21 protein-coding genes and 1 other RNA gene are annotated in these 24,359 nt (G+C 69.3%); 7 read left to right on the forward strand and 15 right to left on the reverse strand.

Translation table 11 applies throughout. The annotated features are described in order from the left end of the window. Positions 1-102 precede the first annotated feature (102 nt). From murG to murD, 4 genes are all read right to left on the reverse strand, one after another. The gene (murG, locus tag SNOV_RS15590) at positions 103-1,215 is read right to left on the reverse strand and encodes an undecaprenyldiphospho-muramoylpentapeptide beta-N-acetylglucosaminyltransferase (RefSeq protein WP_013167921.1); all 1,113 of its coding nucleotides are present in this window, start codon (positions 1,213-1,215) and stop codon (positions 103-105) included. Positions 1,216-1,222: 7 nt separating this feature from the next. Continuing rightward, entirely contained in the window at positions 1,223-2,395 is a 1,173-nt protein-coding gene (gene ftsW, locus SNOV_RS15595; protein WP_013167922.1) for a putative lipid II flippase FtsW, read from the reverse strand. A gap of 316 nt (positions 2,396-2,711) precedes the next feature. Further along, the gene (locus SNOV_RS15600; protein WP_013167923.1) at positions 2,712-4,229 is read right to left on the reverse strand and encodes an amino acid permease; all 1,518 of its coding nucleotides are present in this window, start codon (positions 4,227-4,229) and stop codon (positions 2,712-2,714) included. A gap of 213 nt (positions 4,230-4,442) precedes the next feature. Beyond that, positions 4,443-5,825 carry a UDP-N-acetylmuramoyl-L-alanine--D-glutamate ligase gene (gene murD, locus SNOV_RS15605; protein ID WP_013167924.1) on the reverse strand — a complete coding sequence of 461 codons (1,383 nt, stop codon included), beginning with the start codon at positions 5,823-5,825 and terminating at the stop codon, positions 4,443-4,445. A 112-nt stretch (positions 5,826-5,937) separates the two neighbouring features. Between murD and SNOV_RS15610 the strand changes: the two genes are divergently transcribed. Beyond that, complete coding sequence (locus tag SNOV_RS15610; RefSeq protein WP_013167925.1) at positions 5,938-6,834, forward strand: MBL fold metallo-hydrolase; 897 nt, start codon at positions 5,938-5,940, stop codon at positions 6,832-6,834. Between the two features lie 282 nt (positions 6,835-7,116). Here SNOV_RS15610 and mraY read toward each other — a convergent pair whose 3' ends face one another. From mraY to SNOV_RS15645, 7 genes are all read right to left on the reverse strand, one after another. Further along, on the reverse strand, positions 7,117-8,202 hold the full coding sequence (gene mraY / locus SNOV_RS15615) for a phospho-N-acetylmuramoyl-pentapeptide-transferase (protein ID WP_013167926.1): 1,086 nt from the start codon (positions 8,200-8,202) through the stop codon (positions 7,117-7,119). 93 nt (positions 8,203-8,295) lie between these two features. Further along, positions 8,296-9,735 carry a UDP-N-acetylmuramoylalanyl-D-glutamyl-2,6-diaminopimelate--D-alanyl-D-alanine ligase gene (locus SNOV_RS15620; RefSeq protein ID WP_013167927.1) on the reverse strand — a complete coding sequence of 480 codons (1,440 nt, stop codon included), beginning with the start codon at positions 9,733-9,735 and terminating at the stop codon, positions 8,296-8,298. Between the two features lie 5 nt (positions 9,736-9,740). Beyond that, entirely contained in the window at positions 9,741-11,228 is a 1,488-nt protein-coding gene (locus tag SNOV_RS15625) for a UDP-N-acetylmuramoyl-L-alanyl-D-glutamate--2,6-diaminopimelate ligase (protein ID WP_013167928.1), read from the reverse strand. A gap of 135 nt (positions 11,229-11,363) precedes the next feature. Next, a complete protein-coding gene (locus SNOV_RS15630) occupies positions 11,364-13,073 on the reverse strand; it encodes a peptidoglycan D,D-transpeptidase FtsI family protein (protein WP_244413010.1) in 1,710 nt (569 codons plus the stop codon). A gap of 101 nt (positions 13,074-13,174) precedes the next feature. Then, the gene (ftsL, locus tag SNOV_RS15635) at positions 13,175-13,783 is read right to left on the reverse strand and encodes a cell division protein FtsL (RefSeq protein ID WP_013167930.1); all 609 of its coding nucleotides are present in this window, start codon (positions 13,781-13,783) and stop codon (positions 13,175-13,177) included. A 10-nt stretch (positions 13,784-13,793) separates the two neighbouring features. Continuing rightward, the gene (gene rsmH / locus SNOV_RS15640; RefSeq protein ID WP_013167931.1) at positions 13,794-14,831 is read right to left on the reverse strand and encodes a 16S rRNA (cytosine(1402)-N(4))-methyltransferase RsmH; all 1,038 of its coding nucleotides are present in this window, start codon (positions 14,829-14,831) and stop codon (positions 13,794-13,796) included. Further along, on the reverse strand, positions 14,828-15,307 hold the full coding sequence (locus SNOV_RS15645) for a division/cell wall cluster transcriptional repressor MraZ (RefSeq protein ID WP_013167932.1): 480 nt from the start codon (positions 15,305-15,307) through the stop codon (positions 14,828-14,830). Before SNOV_RS15645 ends, rsmH begins: the two co-directional genes overlap by 4 nt. A gap of 294 nt (positions 15,308-15,601) precedes the next feature. Between SNOV_RS15645 and SNOV_RS15650 the strand changes: the two genes are divergently transcribed. The 6 genes from SNOV_RS15650 to dapB all read left to right on the forward strand — a co-directional run bounded on the left by SNOV_RS15650 (position 15,602) and on the right by dapB (position 19,614). Beyond that, positions 15,602-16,390, forward strand: coding sequence for an N-acetylmuramoyl-L-alanine amidase (locus SNOV_RS15650; protein ID WP_041783488.1), 789 nt, complete (start codon positions 15,602-15,604; stop codon positions 16,388-16,390). 36 nt (positions 16,391-16,426) lie between these two features. After that, on the forward strand, positions 16,427-16,630 hold the full coding sequence (locus SNOV_RS23860; protein WP_187291070.1) for a hypothetical protein: 204 nt from the start codon (positions 16,427-16,429) through the stop codon (positions 16,628-16,630). Next, a complete protein-coding gene (locus tag SNOV_RS15655) occupies positions 16,627-17,154 on the forward strand; it encodes a lytic transglycosylase domain-containing protein (protein WP_013167934.1) in 528 nt (175 codons plus the stop codon). The genes SNOV_RS23860 and SNOV_RS15655 overlap by 4 nt, the downstream gene beginning before the upstream one ends. A gap of 120 nt (positions 17,155-17,274) precedes the next feature. Beyond that, positions 17,275-17,654: RNase P RNA component class A (gene rnpB / locus SNOV_RS22775), an RNA gene on the forward strand. Positions 17,655-17,752: 98 nt separating this feature from the next. Next, a complete protein-coding gene (locus SNOV_RS15660) occupies positions 17,753-18,808 on the forward strand; it encodes a linear amide C-N hydrolase (RefSeq protein WP_013167935.1) in 1,056 nt (351 codons plus the stop codon). After that, positions 18,805-19,614 carry a 4-hydroxy-tetrahydrodipicolinate reductase gene (dapB, locus tag SNOV_RS15665; protein ID WP_013167936.1) on the forward strand — a complete coding sequence of 270 codons (810 nt, stop codon included), beginning with the start codon at positions 18,805-18,807 and terminating at the stop codon, positions 19,612-19,614. Before SNOV_RS15660 ends, dapB begins: the two co-directional genes overlap by 4 nt. A 42-nt stretch (positions 19,615-19,656) precedes the next feature. On the opposite strand, the gene SNOV_RS15670 is transcribed toward dapB, so the two are convergent. The 4 genes from SNOV_RS15670 to SNOV_RS15685 all read right to left on the reverse strand — a co-directional run bounded on the left by SNOV_RS15670 (position 19,657) and on the right by SNOV_RS15685 (position 24,354). After that, positions 19,657-21,099, reverse strand: a complete 1,443-nt coding sequence (locus SNOV_RS15670; protein ID WP_013167937.1) for an extensin-like domain-containing protein — start codon at positions 21,097-21,099, stop codon at positions 19,657-19,659. 114 nt (positions 21,100-21,213) lie between these two features. Next, positions 21,214-22,617, reverse strand: a complete 1,404-nt coding sequence (locus SNOV_RS15675; RefSeq protein ID WP_013167483.1) for an NAD(P)(+) transhydrogenase (Re/Si-specific) subunit beta — start codon at positions 22,615-22,617, stop codon at positions 21,214-21,216. Between the two features lie 10 nt (positions 22,618-22,627). Continuing rightward, entirely contained in the window at positions 22,628-23,098 is a 471-nt protein-coding gene (locus tag SNOV_RS15680; RefSeq protein ID WP_013167484.1) for an NAD(P) transhydrogenase subunit alpha part 2, read from the reverse strand. Between the two features lie 92 nt (positions 23,099-23,190). Further along, positions 23,191-24,354 (reverse strand): Re/Si-specific NAD(P)(+) transhydrogenase subunit alpha, encoded by a 1,164-nt coding sequence (locus SNOV_RS15685; protein WP_013167938.1) that lies wholly within the window; start codon positions 24,352-24,354, stop codon positions 23,191-23,193. Between the last annotated feature and the right edge of the window lie 5 nt (positions 24,355-24,359).

Here is a 24,359-nt window from a genome sequence, read left to right on the forward strand (position 1 = left end):
ATCTTCCTTCGGCCGGCACGCAGGAGATGCGCCGGCGCAACTTCCGGGCGCGCAGCAATAGACGAGCGGGTCCCGCACGTCATCCCGCCTATGGTACCCGGCCTAAACATCGATTTTGGCAATTCGAATGACGAGGTCGGCCAGCCGCTCGGCGGCGTCGGCGCGGCCCATGCGGCGGGCGTCCTCGGCCATGGTGGCAAGCTGGCCGGGATCGCCGGCATAGCGCGCGACGAGCTCGGCGAAGCGCTCGGGGGTGAAATGGCTCTGCGGCATCAGCACCGCGCCGCCGCCGCTCGCCAGCGCGGTGGCGTTGGCGAGCTGGTCCTGGTCGATGGCGCCGGGCAGCGGCACCAGGATGGACGGACGGCCGATCACGCCGAGCTCGGCCACCGTCATGGCGCCGGAGCGGGCGATGACGAGATGCGCCCTCGCCATACGGGCCGGCAGGTCGGAGAAGAACGGCGCCAGCTCGGCGGAAACGCCGAGGCGGGCATAGGTGGCGCGCACCTCGTCGATGTCCTCGGGCCGCGCCTGCTGCACGATATGGAGCCGCGCGCGCAGCGCCGGATCGAGCGCCTCGACGCCCGGAGGGACGATCTCGCTCATCACCCGCGCGCCCTGGCTGCCGCCGAAGACCAGCAGATCGAGGCGCCCGCCGGGCTCAGGCGAGACGAAGGGAATGGTGGCCGCCTCGATCACCGCCGGGCGCACCGGATTGCCGGTATGGTGCGCCTTGGCGGCGAGCGCCGGGTCCTTGGCGCAGATGTCGGGATAGCCGGTGGCGATGGCGGTCACGCGCGGCGCCAGCAGGGCGTTCGCACGCCCCAGCACCGCATTGGCCTCGTGGATCAGCGTCGGAAAGCCGGCGAATTTCGCGGCGATCACCGGCGGCACGGTCGGGTAGCCGCCGAAGCCGACCACCGCGGCGGGCTTGAGCGAGCGCATCAGCCGGTAGCCGCGGATCATACCTGAGCCGAGGGTCAGCGCGGTCTTCACCAGCGCGACGGGCGAGCGCCCGCGCACCGTCTCGGCCGGCAGCACATGCAGCCGGCGCGCCGGGAAGTCCCCGGCATAGCGGGCGGCGCGCGCATCGGTGGCGAGGTCGACCTCGATGCCGCGCCGCGCCAGCACGCCGGCCAGCGCCTCGGCGGGAAACAGATGGCCGCCGGTTCCCCCGGCGGCCAGCACGACCAGCGGCTTGTCGGCCCGGCTCATCGTCGCCTCACGCCGGATTCGGCAGAGGCGCGCCGAGCCGCGTGCCCAGCCGCTCCAGCTCGGCCAGCGTCGCGGTGCGCGGGCGGCGGCGGGTCAGCGCCAGCAGTATGCCCATGCCATAGGCCAGCGAGAGCAGCGAGGAGCCGCCATAGGAGACGAAGGGCAGCGTCATGCCCTTGGCCGGCATCATGTGCAGATTGACCATCATGTTGATGGCCGACTGCAGGCCGAACAGGATGGCGAGGCCCGCCGTGGCGAAGCGCACGAAGGGGTCCTCGTCATGCATGGCGCGGTTGAGCGCGCGCAGCACAATGAAGGCGAACAGGCCGGCGATCATCATGCACAGCACGGCGCCGAACTCCTCGCCGGCGACGGCGAAGATGAAGTCGGTGTGCCCGTCCGGCAGCAGCTTCTTGAAGCTGCCCTCGCCCGGCCCCTGCCCCAGCCAGCCGCCATTGAGGAAGGAGTTGATCGACAGGTCGATCTGGTAGGTGTCGCCGGAATCCGGGTCGAGGAAGCGGTCGATGCGCTTCGTCACGTGCGGCACCGTCATATAGGCGAGGTAGAGCCCTGCCGCGCCGATGCCGCCCAGGCCCACCACCCAGATGATGCGCAGCCCGGCGAGAAAGAACAGGCTGCCCCATACCAGCGAGACCAGCATGGTCTGGCCGAAGTCCGGCTGCATCACCAGCGGCGTCACCACGGCGCCGAGCAGGCCGATGGCGAGGAACTGGCCCGGCATTTCCGGTCGCCGCACGCTCTCGGAGAACAGCCAGGCGGCGATGATGACGAAGCTGGGCTTGAGGAACTCCGAGGGCTGCACGGTGATGCTGGCCACGGTGAGCCAGCGCCGGGCGCCCTTCACTTCCGGGCCGATGACCAGCGTCGCGCAGACGAGGCCGAGGAAGAGGATGAACAAGACCAGCGCCAGCCGGCGGATGTTGCGCGGGGAGAGGAAGGAAGTGGCGATCAGCACGATCAGCGCCGGCACCAGGAACATCACCTGCCGGTTCACGAAATGGAATGGATCGGCGATGCCGAGCCGTGCCGCCACCGGCGGGCTGGCGGCGAGCGCCAGCACGATGCCGATGATCATCAGGGCGGCCAGGGCGCCGAGCAGCAGCCGGTCGATGGTCCACCACCACTCGCCGACGACGGTCCGTTCGGCACGCGAAATCATCTACGCCACTCCGGGGATACGCTGGGGCCGGAGTATCGAACGGTTAAGGTTGACGGGGGCTTAATGAAGGGCGGTCCGTCGGCCTCCAACCACAGACGTCATCCCGGCCGGAGGCGTAGCCGGAGAGCCGGGATCGCCTCCCGGAAAAACACGCGATCCCGGATCGGCCTTTCGGCCGTCCGGGATGACGGATTCAGGAAACACGCCGTCATGGCCGGGCTTGGCCCGGCCATCCACGACTTCGTGCCGTCGCGCCGAGGCCAAGACGTGGATGCCCGGCACGAGGCCGGGCATGACGTTGCTTGGGTGAAAACGCTCAATGCGACTTGTACTCGCTCGTGCCCTTGGAGAGCGCGAACTCCTCCTCCGGCGACAGCACCAGCTTGTGGCGGCCCTTGAGCGCGAAATAGACGATGCCAAGCGCAAACCAGATGGCGACGCCGATCACGCCGGCCCGGTAGACCGGGTCGGAGAGCTGGAAGAACAGCGTCACCACCGCGATGATCACGGTCAGCGCCGCGCCGAGAACCCCGAACGGGCTCTTGTAGGGCCGCTCGATATGCGGGGCGTTCTTGCGCAGCAGGATGAAGGACAAAGCCTGCATCACATAGGACAGCATGGCGCCGAACACCGCCATGTTGAGCAGCGTGCCGCCGATCACCAGCGCGCCCTGCTCGGCGCCGACGCTGAACCAGATCGCCAGCATCAGCACCAGCGCCACCACCGCGCCCACCAGCATGGCGAGGTGCGGGGTCTTCCGGGTGCCGTGGGTGATCGACATCCAGCGCGGGAAGTAGCCGGCGCGCGAGAGCGAATAGATCTGCCGGCCCTGCGCGTAGATGATGGTGTGGAAGGAGGCGATCAGGCCGATCACCGCCACCAGCGCCAGCACCTTGGCGAGGCCGTCGCCATAGATGGCGCGGAAGCCGTCGAGCAGCGGCTCGCCGGACTTGCCGAGCGCGAAGGCGCCGTTGGCGACCGAGGAGTTCAGCCACAGGATCATGAAGGCGGAGACGATCAGCGTGCCGATGCCGAGGATGATGCCGCGCGGCAGGTCGCGCTTGGGATCGATCGATTCTTCCGCCGCCAGCGGCAGCTGCTCGATGGCGAGGAACAGCCACACCGCGAAGGGCAGCGAGGCAAGGATGCCGTAGACGCCGAAGGGCAGGAACGGCCCACCGCCTTCCGGCAGTTCGGTGCCGTCGGCGCCGATGTTCAGCGCCCAGCGGGTGAAGTCGACATTGGGGATCGCCGAGACCCAGAAGGCGACGAGGCAGGCCAGCGCCAGCAGCGTGACCACCAGTGTCACCTTGAAGGAGAGCTCCACGCCGACGACGTTCAACCCGACGAAGACGATGTAGCCGAACACCCAATAGACCGGCTGGAACTCCGGTGGCGTGCCGAAGATCGAGCCCAGATAGGAGCCGATGAAGAACACCACCACCGCCGGGGTGACGACGTATTCCACGTTCTCGCACAGGCCGGTGATGAAGCCGCCCCACGGCCCCATGGCGGTGCGGGCGAAGGAATAGGCGGCACCCGTATGCGGCAGCGCCGCACTCATCTCGGCGATGGACAGCGTCAGGCCGAGATACATGATGGCGATGATGACGGAGGCGACGAACAGCCCGCCCCAGCCCCCCGTCGAGAGGCCGAGGTTCCACCCCGAGAAATGGCCGGAGATGACCGCGCCGACGCCGAGCGCCCATAGCGAGGCGACGCCGGCATAGCGCTTGAGGCCTCTGGCCTCGAAATAAGTGACGTCGACGGTGGTGTAGGTGACGCCGCCGCTGCCGCTCGCGGGGAGCGAGCCTTCGGTCGATTGGATGCTCATGACGCTGCATATCCCTTCATAGAAGGGGCAGGCGCCGGCCGGCGCCGCCTTTCGCCGGTCGATCCCGCCGCCAAGTTGCCGCGCCGCGCGAATGCCGCACGGATGGGCATGCATGTTTTCAGTGCATCACGAAAACGTCAACGGAAATGAAGGCCGCAGAACGGGACCGTGCACCGCTTCCACAAGCCCTTACGCTGCGCGCCCGAGGCCTTCCTATGGCAGCGCCTTCACCAGGGTGCGGAAGGCGTCGCCACGCACCTCGAAATTGCGGAACTGGTCGAAGCTGGCGCAGGCCGGCGAGAGCAGCACCACCGGGCTGGCGAGGCCGGAAGCCGCCGCGTCGCGCGCGGCGCTCTCAACCGCGACCTCCAGCGTACCGCTGATCTCGTGCGGCACGTCGGCACCCAGCGTCCCCGCGAAATCTTCCGCTGCAACGCCAATGAGATAGGCCTTCCGCACCCGCGGGAAATACGGCTTGAGCGGCGCGATGCCGCCCTCCTTCGGCTTGCCGCCGGCGATCCAGAAGATGTCCTCGAAGGAGGTCAGCGCCCGCTCGGCGGCATCGGCGTTGGTCGCCTTGGAATCGTTGACGAACAGCACCTTGCCGATGGTGCGCACCTCTTCCATGCGGTGGGCGAGGCCGGGGAAGCTCCTCATGCCGGTCGCGATCACCTCCGGCGCGAGGCCTAGCGCCCGCGCGGCGGCGAAGGCGGCGGCGGCATTCTGGGCATTGTGGGCGCCGCGCAGCGAGCCGATGCCGGCCAGCGACAGGGTGAATTCGGTGGTGGCATTTTTGGTGACATTGAGGGTGTCACCATCGAGCCAGATGCCACCGGCGAGCCTCTCGCGCACGGAGATGCGCACCACGTTCCGGCCGGCCGCCTCCACCCGGTCGGCGATGGCGCGCGACCACTCGTCGTCGACCCCGATCACCGCCGTGCCGCCGGCCTCGACCTGCGCCACGAGCCGCTCCTTCACCGCGGCGTAGTGCTCCATCGTACCGTGGCGGTCGAGATGGTCGGGCGAGAGGTTGAGCAGGATGCCGACCGCCGGATCGAGGCTCGGCGCGAGGTCGATCTGGTAGGAGGAGCACTCGATTACATAGACCCGGCCGGGCTTGGGCGGCTCCAGCCCGAGAATGGCCGGGCCGAAATTGCCGCCGATCTGTGCATCGCGCCCGCCGACCTTCATCAGATGGGCGAGCAGCGCCGTCGTGGTCGACTTGCCGTTGGTGCCGGTAATGGCGGCGAAGGGCGGGTGGCGCGGCGCCAGCCGGCGCTCGCGGCAGAACAATTCGATGTCGCCGATGATCTCGACGCCCGCCTCCTGCGCCAGCCTCGCACTCCAATGCGGCTCGGGATGGGTGAGCGGCACGCCGGGCGCCAGCACCAGCGCCTCGACATCGTCCCAGTCGAGCCCGCGCAGGTCGCCGGTCGGGATACCCTCCGCCGCCGCCTTGGCGACGGATTCGGACGAATCGTCCCATGCCGTCACCTCCGCCCCGCCGGCGATGAGCGCGCGCGCCGTGGCGAGGCCCGAACCACCGAGGCCGAACAGGGCGACGGTGCGGTCTTTGAAGGTCGAGACGGGGATCATGACGCGGGAACCTCGGAGTGCGGGCACCCGAGCGGACCGGGCAGCATTGGCTAGCGCATTTCCCGGGCCGATGAAATGATCTGGCCTCACCTCCCGCACGAAGGCTCCGCTCATGGCCGCCCCCGCTTTGCTTCCCCTCGGATCGACCATGAAGGTGCTGCGGCCGCACCCGAACATCTACGCCTTCTATGACGGGCGCATCGAGGGCGCGCGGGCGCATTCCCCCTCGCCGAACTGGCTCGACGACGGCGCCTATGCGCTGGGGGTCTGCGTCTATGCCGTGGTCGATGGCGAGGAGGCGATCCTCTACGACACCCACATCTCGCTCACCCATGCGCGGATCATGCGCCGGACGCTTGAGGCAGACGGCGTGCGCTCGATCCGCGTGGTGCTGAGCCACTGGCACGACGACCATGTCGCCGGCAACGAGGCGTTCTTCGATTGCGAGATCATCGCCCTCGACCGGACGGAACAGGCGCTCGCCGCCCATCGCGCCGAGCTGGAGAGCGGCGATCCGCCGATCCAGCCGCTGGTCATGCCGAACCGCGTCATCAGCGGCCCGACCGAATTGAGGGTCGGCAAGCTCAAGGTTCGGCTGGAACCGGCGGAGATCCACAGCAATGACGGGCTGATCCTGCTGCTGCCCGACCTCGGCATCATGCTGGCCGGCGACACGCTGGAGGAGCCGATCACCTATGTCGCCGAGCCGGAGCGGCTTTCCGTGCATGTCGAGGAGCTCAGGCGGATCAGGGAATGGGGTTATCCGCGCATCCTGCCGAACCACGGCGCGCCGGATGTGATCGCCGCCGGCGGCTACGGGCCGGAGCTGATCGACGCCACCATCCGCTACGTGAAGAAGCTGCTGCACACGCGGGTCGACATGGCGCTGGCCGACCAGGACCTCTCCACCTTCATCGCCGAGGATCTGGCGGAGGGCACGCTGCGCTACTTCCAGCCCTATGAAGAGGTCCACGCCAACAATGTGAAGAAGGTGCTGGCTCTGCGGTGAACGCCTGCGTGCTTCGAGGCCGGCCTGACGGCCGGCGCCTCAACATGAGGTACGGCGTCGGCCATCCCTTGCAACGTCATCCCCGGGCTTGACCCAGGGACCCAGGGGGGCCGGGTGCTCCCGGTCACTGGGTGGCCGGGTCAAGCCCGGCCATGAGGGTGTTCGACTGGTAGTCGTCATCCCGGACGGCCGTCAGGCCGATCCGGGATCGTGTGCAGAACGGAGAGCGATCCCGGCTCTCGCTTCGCTCGGCCGGGATGACGGCCAAGCGGAGCGCCGCCCTCACCGCAGCTTCAGCGTCGACAGGCCGATCAGCGCCAGCACCACGGCGATGATCCAGAAGCGGATGACGATCTGCGGCTCGGTCCAGCCCTTCTGCTCGAAATGGTGGTGGATCGGCGCCATCTTGAAGACGCGCTTGCCGGTGAGCTTGAACGAGGCCACCTGCACGATCACCGACACCGCCTCCAGCACGAACAGGCCGCCGATCACCGCCAGCACGATCTCGTGCTTGGCAGCGACCGCGATGGTGCCGAGCAGGCCGCCCAAGGCGAGCGAACCCGTGTCGCCCATGAAGATCTGCGCCGGCGGGGCGTTGAACCAGAGGAAGCCGATGCCCGCGCCGATGATGGCGCCGCAGATCACCGCCAGTTCGCCGACGCCGGCGACGTAGTGGATCTGCAGATAGTCCGCGAACAGCACGTTGCCGGACAAATACGAGATCAGCCCGAAGGAGGCGGCAGCGACCATGACCGGCACGATGGCGAGGCCGTCGAGCCCGTCGGTGAGGTTCACCGCATTGCCGGCGGCGACGATGACGAAGGCGCCGAAGATCACGAAGAACCAGGAGAGGTCGATCAAGAGGTCCTTGAAGAAGGGGAAGGCGAGCGAGGAGGACAGCGGCTCGCGCCCGACATGCATGATCACTACCGCCGCGCTGCCGGCGATCAGCGCCTCGATGGCGAGGCGCGCCTTGCCCGACAGGCCGTTATGGGTCTGCTTCGTGACCTTGAGATAGTCGTCATAGAAGCCGATCAGCCCGAAGCCGATGGTGACGAACAGCACCACCCAGACATAGGGGTTGGAGAGGTTCGCCCAGAGCAGCGTCGCCACCATCAGGCCGGAGAAGATCATCAGCCCGCCCATGGTGGGCGTGCCCTTCTTGGTGATCAGGTGCGACTGCGGGCCGTCGGTGCGGATCGGCTGGCCCTTGCCCTGCTTGAGCCGGAGCAGCGCGATGATGGCCGGGCCGAACATGAAGACGAAGAGCAGCGCAGTGATGATCGCGCCGCCGGTGCGGAAGGTGATGTAGCGGAAGACGTTCAGCGCCGGGACGCTGGCCTGGAACTCGGCGAGCCATTGCAGCATGGGGGTATCAACCTTCCGGTAGGCAAAGGGGCTGCATGCGGGCGGCGTGGCGTCGCGGCAGGCCGTGATCGTGGAAACAATGGCGGGCGCGGCTCATTCGGGCGTTTCCGCCCGCTCGGCCACCGCGGCCGGAAAACGCTCGACGAGGGCGCGGGCGAGCGGGCCCATGCGGCTGCCATTCGAGCCCTTGACCATCACGACGTCGCCGCCGCGCAGCCGCTCGGCGACGAGCGGGAGCAGCGCCCGCGCGTCCGGCGCCCAGGCGCCGCGGCGGTTCTCGGGGAGTGCCTCCCACAGCGCGCGCATCAGCGGCCCGGCGCAGAAGACGAGGTCGGCGCTGGCGGCGGCGGGGGCGATGTCGGCATGCATGGCCTCGCCCCTCGGGCCGAGCTCCAGCATGTCGCCGAGCACGGCGAGCCGGCGCCCGCGCCCTTCCACCGGAGCGGTGCCGAGCACGGCGAGCGCGGCGCGCATCGAGGCGGGGTTGGCGTTGTAGCTCTCGTCGATCAGCGTCGCGAAACCACCCTTCACGCCGAGCGTCGTACGCACGCCGCGCCCCGGCGGCGGGCCGAGTGAGGACAGCGCCATGGCGGCGAGGCAGAGGTCGGCGCCGACGAGCCGGGCGGCGGCGAGCACGGCGAGCGCGTTCTGCACGATGTGCCGGCCGGGCAGGCCGATCTTGAAGCTCACCGTCTCGCCCATGATGTCGGCGTTCGCGGTCGAGCTCTGGGCTTGAAGCTTCACGCAGACGAGGCGCGCCTGCGCGTCCGCCGCCTCGCCGAAGCCGACGATGTTCTGGATGCCGGCCGCGCGGGCGGCGGCGGCGAGGCGCTCGAAATGCGGGTTGTCGCGGTTGAGCACCGCCGCTCCGCCCGGCTCGACGCCGGTGAAGATCTCCGCCTTGGCGTCGGCGATGGCCTCGACATTCGGGAACTGGGCGATGTGCACCGGCTCGATGGTGGTGATCACCGCTACATGTGGGCGCACCATCTTCACCAGCGGCTCGATCTCGCCGGCATGGTTCATGCCGAGCTCGAACACGCCGTAAGCGCTCGAGGCCGGCATGCGGGCGAGCGAGAGCGGCACGCCCCAATGATTGTTGTAGGAGGCGGCGGAGGCGTGGGTCGGGCCGTCGGCGCCCAGCGCCAGCAGCAGCGCCTCCTTGGTCGTTGTCTTTCCGACCGAGCCGGTCACGCCGACGATGCGCGCCCGTGTCCGCCCGCGCGCCGCGCGGCCGGCCGCCTGCAACGCGCCGAGCACGTCGTCCACCGCGAGCAGGGCGGCGCCTTCCGGCAGGGTGCCGACCCGGTCGCGCTCGACGACGCTGAGCGCCGCGCCGCGGTCCGCCGCCATGCCGACATAGGCGTGGCCGTCGCTGTTGTCGCCGCGTATGGCGAAGAAGACGTCGCCCGGCTGAAGCGTGCGGGTGTCGATGGAGACGCCGCCGATGGCGCGCGCCGGCGCGCCGATCAGCGTGCCGCCGACAGCAGCGGCGAGCGCGTCGGGCGTCCAGAGCGGCTCGATGGCGGCCATGGCGTTCATCCTTCCAGCACCGCGACCGCGGTGTCGCGGTCGGAGAATGGCAACGTCCGGTCGCCCACGATTTGGCCGGTTTCGTGACCCTTGCCGGCGATCAGCACGACATCCCCCGACTTCGCCATCCCGATGGCGGCGGCGATGGCCTCGGCGCGGTCGCCGATCTCCTGCGCCTCGGGGGCAGCTTCGAGGATGGCGGCGCGGATGAAGGCGGGGTCCTCGCTGCGCGGATTGTCGTCGGTGACGATCACCACATCGGCCTTCTCGGCGGCAATAGCGCCCATGATCGGCCGCTTGCCGCGGTCGCGGTCGCCGCCGCAGCCGAAGACGACGATCAGCCGGCCGGTCGCATAGGGGCGGAGCGCGTCGAGCGCGTTGGCGAGCGCGTCCGGCTTGTGGGCGTAGTCGACAAAGACGCCGGCGCCGTCCTTGGTGCCGACCAGCTCCAGCCGGCCGGGCACGCCCTCAAGCGTCTCCAGCGCGAGCAGCGCCTCGCGCGCGCCGGCGCCGGTGAGCAGGACGAGGCCCGCCGCCACCAGCGCGTTGCAGGCCTGGAAGGCGCCGACCAGCGGCAGCCTCAGGGTGAAGCGCCGCCCGTCCGCCTCGACCTCCAGAAGCTGGCCGAGGCCCTCGTCATGGCGGGCGAGCAGCGAGATGCCGGCGCCGGCGACGCCGATGCCGAGCACGTTCAATTCATGATCGGCGGCGACCTGCGCCACATGGCTACCCTCGGTGGAATCCACCCACACCGCCGCGCCCCCGCCGCGCGGCAGCAATTCGCGGAACAGCCGCATCTTGGCGTCGAGATAGGCTTCCATGCTCGGATGGTAGTCGAGATGGTCGCGCGACAGGTTGGTGAAGCCGCCGGCGGAGAGGCGCACGCCGTCGAGCCGGTACTGGTCGAGCCCGTGCGAGGAGGCCTCCAGGCACAGATGCGTTACGCCTTCCTTCGCCAGCATGTGCAGCGTGCGCTGCAATTCGATCGGGTCGGGCGTGGTCAGCGAGCCGTAGACGGCACCCGACGGCGTCACCACGCCGAGCGTGCCGAGGCTCGCGCTCGCATGGCCGAGCCGCGCCCAGATCTGCCTTGCGAAGGCGGCGACCGAGGTCTTGCCGGAGGTGCCGGTCACCGCCGCGATGGTCTCGGGCTGCTTGGGGAAAGCGCGGGCGGCGGCAAGCGCCACGGCACGGCGCGCATTGCCGACGCGCACATAGGAGACCGACGGGTCGAACCATGGCGGGCGCTCGGCTTCCGCCACCACGGCGAGGACGCCACGGGCGACGGCATCGCGGGCGAAGGAGAGGCCGTCCGCCTTGGAGCCGGCGAGGGCGAAGAACACGTCGCCGGCCCGCGCCTTGCGGCTGTCCAGCGCCGGCTCGCCGACGATCAGACCGGGATCGGCGAGCGCATAGTCGGCGTCCTCGCCCACCAGCTCGCGCAAGGTGAGGGTCCGTGAACAGTCGGCCGTGGGTCGGATCGGATCGGACATGCACGTCTTCCTGCGCGAGCCCCGGAACCGCGGGACCCGCAGCTTTTGCCGGACGGCCCGCGCGGCGGCCCTCCCGGCCTCACACCCCGCATAGCCGATTCAGGCGCGCTTCCGCACCGGAAATCGGCCCTGCACTCATTGCGCCCGCGCCAGCGTGGTGTTGGCGAGCAGGCTCTCCGCCGGCGGGACGTCGGTGCGCGGCATGATGCCGAGCATCGGGCCGATGCGGGAGATGATCTTGCCTGTCGTCGGCGCGGCGTTCCAACCGGCGGTGGCGTAACCATAGGTGCCCTCGACCGCCTGCGGCTCGTCGAGGATCACCAGCACGAGATATTGCGGGTTATCCATCGGGAAGATGCCGGTGAAGGTGGTGAGCAGCTTGGTCTTGGAATAGCGCCCGCCGATCACCTTCTCGGCGGTGCCGGTCTTGCCGCCGGCGTAGAAGCCGGGGACGTTGACCTTCTTGGCCGAACCCTTCTCGGCGTTGAGCCGCAGGAGATAGCGCATCTTGGCGCTGGTCTCCGGCTTGATGATCTGCTTGCCGAGCGCCTGCGCCTCCTCGGGCGTGCGCTTGAGGAAGGTCGGCGGGATGAGATTGCCGCCATTGACCAGCGCGTTCACCGCCATCACCGCCTGCAGCGGCGCGACGGCGAGGCCATGGCCGAAGGCGATGGTGGCGGTGTTGAGCTCGCCCCAGCGCTTGGGCACGATGGGCGCGGCGCTCTCGGGCAGCTCGGTGCGCAGCCGGTCGAGCTGCCCGGCCTTGGCAAGGAACGCCTTGTGCGCGTCGACGCCGAGCGCCAGCGCCATCTTCGCCGTGCCGATGTTCGAGGAATAGAGGAACACCTCGGGCAGCGTCAGCACGCGGTTCTCGGCGTGGTAGTCGTGGATGCGGAAACGGCCGAACTGCAGCGCGCCGCGCGCATCCAGCGTCGAGTTGATGTTGAAGCGGCCGCTGTCCAGCGCCATGGCGAAGGTCAGCGCCTTGAAGGTCGAGCCCATCTCGAACACGCCGGTAGTCAGGCGGTTGAGGTTCTTCGGGTCGAGCGACCTCGCCGGGTCGTTGGCGTCGAAGTCCGGCAGCGACACCATGGCGACGATCTCGCCGGTGCGCACATCGACCACGGTGCCGGCGGCGGCGATGGCCTTGAACTTCTCCTTGGCGGTGAACAACTCGTCGCGCAGCACATGCTGGACGCGCAGGTCGAGCGCCAATTCGATCGGCTCCTGCTGCCGGTCGGAGGCGAAGCCGGCGAGATGCAGGTCGGCGAGGCCGCCGGTGTCGACCCATTTCTCGATGCCGGCGATGCCCTGATTGTCGATATTGGTCGAGCCCATGACATGGGCGCCGAGCGTGCCGCCGGGATAGACGCGGCGATTCTCGGTCATGAAGCCGATGCCCGGCAGGCCGAGATTGTGGATCTCGCGCTGCTGCTGCGGGGTGATGTCGCGCTTGAGCCAGATGAAGCCGCGCTTGGTGGAGAGCCGCTGGCGCAGCTCGTTGCCGTCGAGGTCCGGCAGCACGGCGGTGAGCGCCTCCACCGCCTCGTCGACGTCGATGATGCGGTTGGGCTCGCCGAACAGCGAGGCCGACTTCACGTCGGTGGCAAGCACCAGCCCGTTGCGGTCAAGGATGTCCGGCCGGGCCGAGGCCACCGCGTCCGTGCCCAGCCCGCGCCGCGCCAGCGCGCTGTCGGGCGCCGAGGCGAACATGGCGAGACGGCCGGCAATGGCGAGATAGACGCCGGCAAAGACCAGCATGCACAGGAGGATGCGCGCCCGCGCCACCGCGTGCGGCTCCGGCCGACCGCGCCCGAAGGCGGAGCGGACGACGCCGATCAGCATCCGCGCCAGCAGGAACGGCAGGCGCAGCAGCCACCTCGGCAATGATCCCGGCAGGGCGGCCAGCGCGTTGCGAAACCGGGCGAGAAGGGCGGCGGGGGCGATCATCGGCTTCTCTCCTGGCGGCCAAGCGATCCGGGCGGCAGCAGCGGCCGTCCGGCCACCGGATCGAGCGGAGCGCCGACGACGCCCTGCGGGCCGACCATGCTCGGGCTGGGACGCGGCGGTGCCATGTTGCCGGCGGGCGGCATGGCGGAGAGCGACAGCGGCTCGCCGGACATCGGCTCCTCCGGCAGCGGCGCATCGTCCGGCAGGCGCCCGGCCGGCGCAGGCTTGGACAGCTTGGGCACGGCCTTGGCCGCGGCGGGCAGCGGATCGGTCGACGGGCCGTCGACCAGCGCCTCGATCATGCCGCCAAGCGCGTCGCCACCCTTCTCGGGCTTGGCCGGCAGGCTGGCGAGGCGGTCCATATGCGCGACATCGAGCGGCTGCATGTCGAGATGCTTCTCGGCCAGCGCCTGGATGCGGTCCGGCGCAGTGCGGCGTGCCCATTCGGCATGCAGCAGCGCGATGCGGTCGCGCTCGCCGCGGATCTCGGATCGAAGCTGCGCGATCTCCTGCGCCTCGAAGGCCGAGGAATATTTCACCTGATAGACGGCGCCGGCGGCGGCGAGCAGCGCGATGACCGAGACGGCATTGAGTACGCGGAACATCTCTCGGACCTCAGCGGCGGCGACTGGTGTCTGGATCGGGAACGGGCGGCAGCAGCGAAGAGAGGTCGCCGGCCGGATGGGCCGGGGCTTCCGTCCGCTCGGCGGCGCGCAGCCGCGAGGAGCGGGCGCGCGGATTGCGGGCGAGTTCCTCTTCGCCCGGCTCGACGGCGCCCCGCGCCACCAGCTTGAAGCTCGGCGGCGCGCTCTGGAGCGCCGGCATGTGTCGCGAGCCGGCCGCGGCCTTCGCCCGGTTGGCGAGGAAAGTCTTGACGATGCGGTCTTCCAGCGAGTGGAAGGTGACCACCACCAGACGCCCGCCGGGCTTGAGCACCCGCTCGGCGGCGGAAAGCGCGCGGGCGAGTTCGCCCAATTCGTCGTTCACCGCGATGCGCAGCGCCTGGAAGGTGCGGGTCGCCGGGTGCGGCTCGTGCGGCTTGGCCCAGACCACCTTGGCGACGATGTCGGCGAGCTGGAGCGTGCGCTCGATCGGCGCCTCCTTGCGGGCGGCGACGATGGCCCGGGCGACGGCGCGCGAATGCCGCTCCTCGCCGAAGCGGAAGATGAGGTTGGCGAGGTCGGTCTCGGAGAGCTTCGCCACCAGGTCGGCGGCGGAAGGGCCTTCGCTCGACATGCGCATGTCGAGCGGCCCGTCGCGGCGGAAGGAGAAGCCGCGCTCGCCCTCGTCGATCTGCATGGAGGAGACGCCGATGTCGAGCACGACGCCGTCCACCGCATCGATGCCCTGCGCCGCCGCGACCTCGTCGAGAGCGCTGAAACGCTCATGCACCAGCGTCAGGCGCCCGCCGCTCGCCGCCACCAGCCCCTGCCCGCCTTCAATGGCGGTCGGGTCGCGGTCGATGGCGATGACGCTTGTGCCGGCGGCGTTCAGGATCGCGCTCGTATAGCCGCCGGCGCCGAAGGTGCCGTCGATGTAGAGCCCGCCATCCTTCGGCGCGAGATGTTCGACGACTTCAGCCAGCAGGACAGGCAGATGGCGGGCCGGTCCGCCGGCAGCGTCCGTCTCCGAACCGCCGCGACCCGCCATCATGCCCCATCGGCGCGGGTGTCCCGCGCCGTCCCCTGGGAGCCGATCTGCTGCTTCAAGGCACGCACCTTCGCATTGGCCTCCGCGAGATGCGCCCGGAAGCGGCTCGGCTCCCAGATCCGAAATGAATCCCCGAGGCCGACCAGCACGGCCTCGTCCTTGATCTGCGCGTGCGCCTTCAGCCCCTCGCTCAGCATGACGCGCCCCTCCGGATCGAGCTTGATCATCTCGATCGCCCCATAGAGCGCGCCGGCCAGCTCCTCGCGCGCTTCCGAATAGGGCGGATAGCGCTCGATCAGGGCGTCGATCCCCGCCATCAGCCGCGCACCGCCCGCCTGCAGGGCCGGCAGGTCCAGCGCCGGATGGCAGTAGAGATGCTCCAGCCCGTCCCGTGCGATCAGCGCGCGATACGGCGCCGGGATCGACATCCGGCCCTTGGAATCGAGCCGCATCGCATAGGTCGATACGAAACGATCCATCGGCCCGGTACGCCCCCAGGTTACGCTCGGTACACACACGCTCCCCGGACGCCGCACGCGACCTGCCGGCGGGCGCCTTGTGGGCGTCCTCGGACTTGGTGACTCGGTACGGCAACGGGATGATTTGGGATAGCATGGGATGATTTGGGCGTCAATGGAACGACCGTTGCGGAACGCGCGCGCCGCGGTCCTTTCGACGCGCTGATTCCGCCGCAGCCGGCGATTGGCGATTAACGCGTCATGAACCTTAAGAATCTGTTGAATCGCGCGGCGAGCGGGCTTAGCAGCGAGGCCATGGATGCCGCGCCCGCCGCCGATTTCTTCCCCGACTCGCCTTTGGTGGCCGAGGTCCTCGCCTCGCCGAACCATGGCGAGCGGCAGTTCGACGTGACATCCGGCGTCGCCGCGCCGGACATGCTGCTGCTGCACTACACCGGCATGGAATCCACCGCCGAGGCGGTCGAATGGCTGCGCTCGCCGGAACGGGGCGTCTCGGCCCATTACGTCGTGTTCGAGGATGGGCGCATCGCCCAGCTGGTGCCCGAGGCGCGGCGCGCCTGGCACGCCGGCGCCTCGCACTGGGCGGGGGCAACGGACATCAATTCGCTCTCCATCGGCATCGAGATCGCCAATCCAGGCCACGACCACGGCTACCCGCCCTTCCCCGCCATCCAGGTCGAGGCGGTCACCGCGCTCTGCAAGGACATCCTCTCGCGCCACCGCATCGCCCCCGACCGGGTGCTGGCCCATTCCGACGTCGCGCCGCTGCGCAAGGCCGATCCCGGCGAGAAATTCCCCTGGGAGGTGCTGCACCGCGCCGGCGTCGGCCATCTGGTCGAGGAAGTGCCGCCGAGCGACGGGCGCTATTTCATGCGCGGCGAGCACGGCCAGCCGATCGAGGCGCTGCAGGCCATGCTGGCGCTCTACGGCTATGGCGTGCCGGTGAACGGCACCTATTGCGAGACGACGGAGGCGGTGGTGCGCGCCTTCCAGCGCCATTTCCGCCGCTCCCGCATCGACGGCGTCGCCGATGTCTCGACGCTGGCGACGCTCTACAACCTCTGCGCCGCACGTACAGCTTGAAAGTTTCCCGCGCAGATTGTCGCAGCGAGCGACAGGATGCTGCGCACAACCCGCCGCACGCGCAAGTTTCGTTCACGATCGTTGCGGTTGCGCCACAGTTTTGCGAGGGCCGGCCAGTCAATCGCCGGCAAAGTAACGATTAAGGCGCACGCGACACGGAACAAGCCTCATTCGGGACAGATTTGGCGGGCTTTTGCGCCGCTGTTGCAATCTGACGAAAAGGCCATCGGCGCAGAATGATCGTGTCCCGCGTATTCAGTTCTTTGTTCCTTCCCGCCCTCCTCATCCTCTCCGGCGCGAATATCGCAATCGCCAAGCCGATCTTCGAAAGATCAACCGAGATCGACGCTCCGCGTTCCCAAGATAAGCTTTCTTCCACCCGTTCTTCCTCGAACAGCATCGCCGCGATCGTCGATCGCGAAGCCCGCGCCAATGGCGTGCCGGTGTCGCTCGCCCGCGCCGTGGTGCGCATCGAGAGCAATTGGAATCCCCGCCTGACCGGCCGCGCCGGCGAGGTCGGGCTCATGCAGATCAAGCACCAGACCGCCCGCGGCCTCGGCTATGCGGGCAGCCGCGCGGCGCTCTACGAGCCCGCCACCAACATCAAATGGGGCATGCGCTACCTCGCCGGTGCCTACCGGCTCGCCGCCGGCGACACCTGCGGCACGGTCATGCGCTACCAGGGCGGCCACGGCGCCCGCCGCATGTCCTCGACCGCCCGCACCTATTGCAGCAAGGCCCGCACCATCATGGCCTCGAACTGACACGAGCTTCGCGCGCGGCGCCGGAGCGGCCCCGGGTTTTGCGTACCCTCGGGCCCCGCGCGCGTCCCTTTTCCCTCGCCGCCCTTGACGCGGCGTCCGCTCTCCCTCATGTGCAGACTGCCAGCCGGCCGGACGGCCGCGTCACCGCAAGGTGCCGAGGAAAGTCCGGGCTCCACGGAGACACGGTGCCGGATAACGTCCGGCGGGGGTGACCCTAGGGAAAGTGCCACAGAAATCAGACCGCCTCGGGTCCGCCCGCGGCAAGGGTGAAACGGTGCGGTAAGAGCGCACCGCGCGTCCGGCAACGGAAGCGGCACGGCAAACCCCACCGGGAGCAAAGTCGTATAGGGGTGGCGCGAAGCGTAAGCTTCAGGTCCCGTCTTCGGACAGCCGCCCGGGTTGACTGCTCGAGGCGCCAGGCAACTGGCGTCCCAGAGGAATGGCCGTCACGCGGGAGCGATCCCGCCATACAGAACCCGGCTTACAGGCCGGCTGGCACTCTCTCCCCTGCTCCACCGTACCGCTGTGGATCGGCACCCCTTTCTGGCCTAGACATGCCGGAGGCCTCCGGTGACGTCCGAATGGGGAGATGGTCAGCATGTGCACGCGCACGCTCTATGTAGGCGCCGAGGATCTCGTCATCACCGGCCGGAACATGGACTGGAAGGAGGACATGCACTCCAACCTGTGGCTGCTGCCGGCCGGGCTCGAGCGCGACGGCGCGGCCGGCCCGGACAGCCTGCGCTGGACGTCGCTTTATGGCAGCGTGATCGTCACCGGCTACGAGGCCGGCACCACCGACGGGATGAACGAGAAGGGCCTCGTCGCCAACATCCTCTACCTCGCGGAATCCGATTACGGCGTTCCCGGCACCGAGGGCCCTTTCCTGTCGATCGCGCTGTGGGCGCAATATGTGCTCGACCGCTTCGCCACCGTGGCGGAAACCGTGGCCGCGCTCGAGGCGCGCGCCTTCGTCCTCCTGGCGCCGATCCTGCCGAACGGCTCGCCGGCGACGCTGCATCTCTCGGTCTCCGACGCGAGCGGCGATTCGGCGATCTTCGAGTACATCGACGGCGAGCTCACCATCCACCACGGCCGCGAGCATGTGGTGATGACCAATTCGCCGCCCTTCGCCAAGCAGCTGGCGCTCAACGAATACTGGCGCGCCATTGGCGGGCTGACCTTCCTGCCCGGCACCAACAACGCGGCCGACCGCTTCGTGCGCGCCGCCTTCCTGCTCGGCGCCATCCCGCGCGACGTCGCCCCGGCCTATGTGGACGGCATTCCCGGCCGGTCGCTGCGGCACCAGGCGCTGGCCTCCATGCTCAGCCTTCAGCGGGCGGTGAGCGTGCCGCTGGGGATCACCACGCCGGACCACCCCAACATCTCCTCCACTATCTGGCGGACGATCGCGGACCAGACCAACCGGGTCTATTGTTTCGACTCCGCCACCCGCCCGAACGTCTTCTGGGTCGCCCTCGACAAGGTCGACTTCGCGCCCGGCACGCCGGTGCGCAAGCTCACCATCGCCGATGGCGCGATTTTCGCCGGCGAGGTCAGCGCGGCGTTCGCGCCGGCAGCGCTGTTCCATCCCCTGCCCGCCCAGCCGCCGGCGCGCGACCCCGCCCGGCCCACCCCGAAAGTGACGATATGAGCATCCGCATCATCCTCGCCGGCGCCACCGGATGGGTCGGGCGTGCGCTGACGCCCGCCATCGCGAAGACGGACGACCTGCAACTCGTCGCGGGCATCGCCCGCTCGCATGCCGGCCGCGACCTCGGCACCGCGCTCGGCGGCGAGCCCTCCGGCGTGCCGGTCTTCACCTCGGTCGAGGAGGCGCTTGCCACCCCCGCCGACGTGCTGATCGACTACACCAAGCCGGGCGTGGTGAAGGCCAATGCGCTCGCCGCGCTCAAGGCCGGGCTGCATGTCGTCATCGGCACATCGGGCCTCGGCGCGGCGGATTATGCCGAGCTCGACACGGTGGCGCACGAGCACGGCCGCGGGCTGCTCGCCGCCGGCAATTTCTCCATCACCGCCACGCTGCTGAAGCGCTTCACCATGGTGGCGGCGCGCTATGTGTCCGATGTCGAGATCATCGATTACGCTTCCGCGTCCAAGCCCGACGCACCTTCCGGCACCGCGCGCGAATTGGCGGAGGCGCTGGCCGAGGTGCGCCAGCCCGCTACCAGCCGGCCGATCGACGAGGTGGTCGGCGTGCCGGCGACACGCGGCGGCGCCTTCGGTGAGGGCGCGCACGAGGTGCGGGTGCATGCGCTGCGCCTGCCCTCCTTCGTGCTCGGGGTGGAGAGCATCTTCGGTGCACCGGACGAGCGGCTCACCATCCGCCACGATGCCGGCTCCTCCGCTGCGCCCTATGTCGCCGGCACGTTGCTCGCCACCCGCAAGGTGCAGGGCTGGGTCGGCGTGCGCCGCGGGCTCGATACGCTGCTGGACTGAGTGCCTCTCCCTCATCCCCGGGCTTGACCCGGGGATCCAGCCTCAGTCGGCGCGCTCGCGCGGTGCCGGAATAGGGCTGGCGAATTCCCGCTCAGTCGTGAAAGAGCGCACATTGCCGGTCGAGCCGGTCGGCGTCGGATCGAGCCCCAGCCATTTGGCGAGCGGCACGCTGGCCGGCGGCAGCGGCACGCCGGGCGGACGCGAACGCACGGGGGCCGCGGCCGGCGCCGGAGCGGGCGCCGGATAAGGCTGCTGGGCCGGATAATCCGATGCAGGCGGATAGGGCGAGGGCGGCGGGTAGGCCGACGGCGCCGGAGCGGCCTGTGCGGGATAGTTTTGCACGGGGTAGCTTGGCGCGGGATAGTTCTGCGCCGGTTGGGGAGGATAAGCCGGCGGCGGGTACTGGTTCGCCGGATAAGGATTAGCCGCCCCATAGGGATCGGCCGGCCGCGGCGACAGCACCATCGGCTCGCCGACCTCCTGCGGTACGGGAGGCGCTGGCGCCCGCGGGGCGGGGGCGGCCCAGCCGGGGGCGGCATTGGCGGTCGAGCGCGGGCGCGGCGCCGGATAGGCGCTCTGTGCCGGATAAGGATTTGCCGCGGGATAGGAACTTGTCGCGGGATAGGGATTCGGCGCCGGAGCGGCGGCTTCCGGCGGATAGCCGCCCTCGGCGGGATAGCCCTCCTCGACGTCCTGCTCCGTGACCGGCTCCTCGACGGCGGGGGAGGAGCTCATCGGTCGGCTCCCCCACGGCGCGCCGAAGGGCGGCGCCTTGTAGGGCGGCGCCTTGTAGACCGGGAGGTTCGGCGGACGCGGGCGCTGCGGCGCCGGCTTGCAGGTGGTGCGGCCCGGCGCGCGGCGCATCAGGTCGATATGGATGTGGTCGTAGTGATAGACGTTGGAGCCCGGCGCCAGCACCACGGAGAAGCGCTCGCAGGCTTCCGCCTGCACGGTGCGCAGGAAGCCCGCCTCGTCGGGCGCGCCCTTCCAGCCCTTCCGCACCGAGATCTCGCGCCCGTCGGCCAGCACGAAGCCGCCGACGTCGAGCCCGTTGCCGAAGGCGTGCTCCGAGGTCTTGCCGGTGCGCGCGCCGTTCATGCGCCGGCAGGAATAGGAGGACATCTGCTTCACCTTCACCACCGGCTGGCCGAACCAGGCCATGGCGGCGGGCTGCACGTCCTGGGTGATCCAGCGGTCGACGGCCGAGGTCATCGGGCAGGCGAGCGTCGCGCGCGGCGAGACCTCGACCGAGCCTTCGGCGAAAGCGGTGATGCGGTAGGCGTGGTCCATGCCGCAGGCGCCGGCGCCGTTGATGGCGCGGTCCTCGACGATGAAGGCGGAAGGCCTGACTCGGCCCTCCGCCCGGCACCGTTCCTCAGCTTCCGTGCGCCAGGGTTCGCGCTGTTCGAACAGCCCGAATTTGCAGCCGGAAAGCCCCAGAAGGACGAGCGGGGCTACGAGAAACCAGGAAACGCCGCGCGCCATGCCGGGACGCTACGCGGAGTTGGTTGACAGCGAGTTAAGCGGATACCGGCAAAAAGCAAAACGGCCGGAGCAGAGCCCCGGCCGTTTATTTCGGATTTCGAAGCAATGCGCCTGTTAATGGGCGAGGTTCTTGACGATATCCTCGACCATTTTCTTTGCGTCGGCGAAGAGCATCATGGTGTTATCGCGGAAGAACAGCTCGTTCTCGACGCCGGCATAGCCGGCGGCCATGCCGCGCTTGATGAACAGCACGGTCTTGGCCTTCTCGACGTCGAGGATCGGCATGCCGAAGATCGGCGACTGCGGGTCGGTCTTGGCCGCCGGGTTGGTCACGTCGTTGGCGCCGATGACGAAGGCGACGTCCGCCTGCGCGAACTCGCTATTGATGTCCTCGAGCTCGAACACCTCGTCATAGGGCACGTTGGCCTCGGCCAGCAGCACGTTCATGTGGCCGGGCATGCGGCCGGCGACGGGATGGATGGCGTACTTCACCTCGACGCCCTCCTCCTTCAGCTTGTCGGCCATCTCTCTGAGGGCATGCTGGGCCTGCGCCACCGCCATGCCGTAGCCGGGCACGATGATCACCTTCGACGCGTTCTTCATGATGAAGGCGGCGTCCTCGGCCGAGCCCTGCTTCACCGGACGGGTCTCCACCGCCCCGCCGGCCGCGGCAGAGGTGTCGCCGCCGAAGCCGCCGAGGATGACGGAGATGAAGCTCCGGTTCATGCCCTTGCACATGATGTAGGACAGGATCGCGCCCGACGAGCCGACCAGCGCGCCGGTGATGATCAGCGCGGTGTTGCCCAGCGTGAAGCCGATGCCCGCCGCCGCCCAGCCGGAGTAGGAGTTCAGCATCGAGACGACCACCGGCATGTCGGCGCCGCCGATCGGGATGATGATGAGGCCGCCCAGCACGAGGCTGACGATCACGATCGCCCAGAACACGGTATGGCTCTCGGTGGCGACGAGAACGCCGATCAGCACGACGAGCAGCAGAGCGAGGCCGGCATTGATGACGTGCCGGCCCGGCAGCATGATCGGCTTGCCGCTCATATTGCCGTTCAGCTTGGCGAAGGCGATGACGGAACCTGTAAAGGTGATGGCGCCGATGGCGACGCCGAGGCTCATCTCGATCAGCGCCTGGCCGTGGATGGCGCCGACCTCGCCGATGCCGAAGGCTTCCGGCGCATAGAGCGCGGCCGCCGCCACCATCACTGCGGCAAGGCCGACCAGCGAGTGGAAGGCCGCTACCAGCTGCGGCATCTGCGTCATGGCGATCTTGCGGGCGATGACCGCGCCGGCGCCGCCGCCGATGGCGAGGCCGCCGATCACCAGCCCCCAGCCCAGCGCGCCCGAGGGCGGGCTCGCGGCGAGCGTGGTCAGGATGGCGATGGCCATGCCGACCATGCCGAACAGATTGCCCCGGCGCGAGGTGACGGGGCTGGAGAGCCCGCGCAGCGCCAGGATGAACAGGACGCCCGAGACGAGGTAGAGCAGTGCGACGAGATTGGCGTTCATGGGCCCCGTCTCACTTCTTCTTCGAGTACATGGCCAGCATCCGGCTGGTCACCAGGAAGCCGCCGAAGATGTTCACGCTGGCGAGGATCAGGCCGATGAAGCCGAAGCCCTTGGCCCATTCCGTGCCTTCCGCGCTCATCGCGTCGACGCCGACCGCCAGCAGCGCGCCGACCACGATCACCGAGGAGATGGCGTTGGTGACGCTCATCAGCGGCGTGTGCAGCGCCGGCGTCACCGACCACACCACGTAATAGCCGACGAACACCGCAAGCACGAAGATGGCGAGGCGGAACACGAAGGGGTCGATCGCCCCGCCTGAGACCGCATGCGCCACCTGCCCGGCGACTTCCGCATAATGCTGCGCGGCGGCGTCGGCATAGGCCTGCGCCGCCTCGGCGGCCTGGCGCGCCACTTCGGCCGCCACCCGCGCCCCCTCAACCGCGTTCTGGGCGACCGGATCGCCCGCTGCCGGATTGGCCATTTCCCTAAATCCCCTGGAAGTCTGTTGTCCGAGCCCTGCCGCGCCCTCCCCGGCGCGACCGGCCCGCCCTGTCGATCATGACGAAGCAGCGCTCACGCCGCCGAGGCGGCGTCGCCGGCCCCTTGCGGCTTGAAGCCGGGATGCACCACCGCCCCGTCGCGGGTCAGCAGCGTCGCCTTCACCAGCTCGTCCTCCCACTTCACGGCAAGGCTCTTCGTCCCCTTGTCGATCAGCGTCTCCACGAAGGCGTAGAGGTTCTTGGCGTAGAGCTGCGAGGCCGTCGCTGCGAGGCGTCCCGGCACGTTGAGGTGCCCGACGATCTTCACCCCGTTGGCGGTGGTGACCACCTCGCCCGGCACGGCGCCCTCGACATTGCCGCCGCGCTCGACCGCGAGGTCGATGACCACCGAGCCCGGCTTCATCGACGCCACCATCTCGCCCGAGACGAGCTTGGGCGCCGGACGGCCGGGGATCAGCGCCGTGGTGATGACGACATCCTGCTTGGCGATGTGCGAGGCGACCAAGGCCGCCTGCTTGGCCTGGTACTCCGCCGACATCTGCTTGGCGTAGCCGCCCGCCGTCTCCGCCTGCTTGAACTCCTCGTCCTCCACGGCGATGAACTTGCCGCCGAGGGACTCCACCTGCTCCTTCGCCGCCGGCCGCACGTCGGTCGCCGAGACCACCGCGCCGAGGCGCCGCGCCGTCGCCACCGCCTGCAGCCCCGCCACGCCGGCGCCCATGACGAAGACCCGCGCCGCCGGCACCGTGCCCGCCGCCGTCATCATCATCGGGAAGGCCCGGCCGAACTCGCCGGCCGCATCCACCACCGCCCGATAGCCCGCAAGGTTCGCCTGGCTGGACAAGACGTCCATCACCTGCGCCCGCGTGATGCGCGGCATCAGCTCCATCGCGAAGGCCGACACGCCCGCCTTGGCCAGCGCCTCCAGATCCTTCTCATGCCCGTACGGGTCCATGATCGCGATCGCCAGCGCCCCGCGGTTCGCCCCCTTCAGGGCCGAAGCCTCCGGACGACGAACGGAAAGCACCACATCCGCGCCAGCCACCGCCGCCGCGTTGTCCGCAACGACCTGCGCACCCGCCGCTTCGTAATCCCCGTCGCCAACACCCGACGCCAAACCCGCGCCCGACGCAACGACGACCTCCGCACCCAGACCAACATAGCGCTTCACCGTGTCGGGGGTGCCCCCGACACGCGGTTCGACGGATAGGTCTTCCTTCAAAATCGACAGTCGCATCGCCT

This window comes from Ancylobacter novellus DSM 506 (assembly GCF_000092925.1).
Taxonomy (GTDB): domain Bacteria; phylum Pseudomonadota; class Alphaproteobacteria; order Rhizobiales; family Xanthobacteraceae; genus Ancylobacter; species Ancylobacter novellus.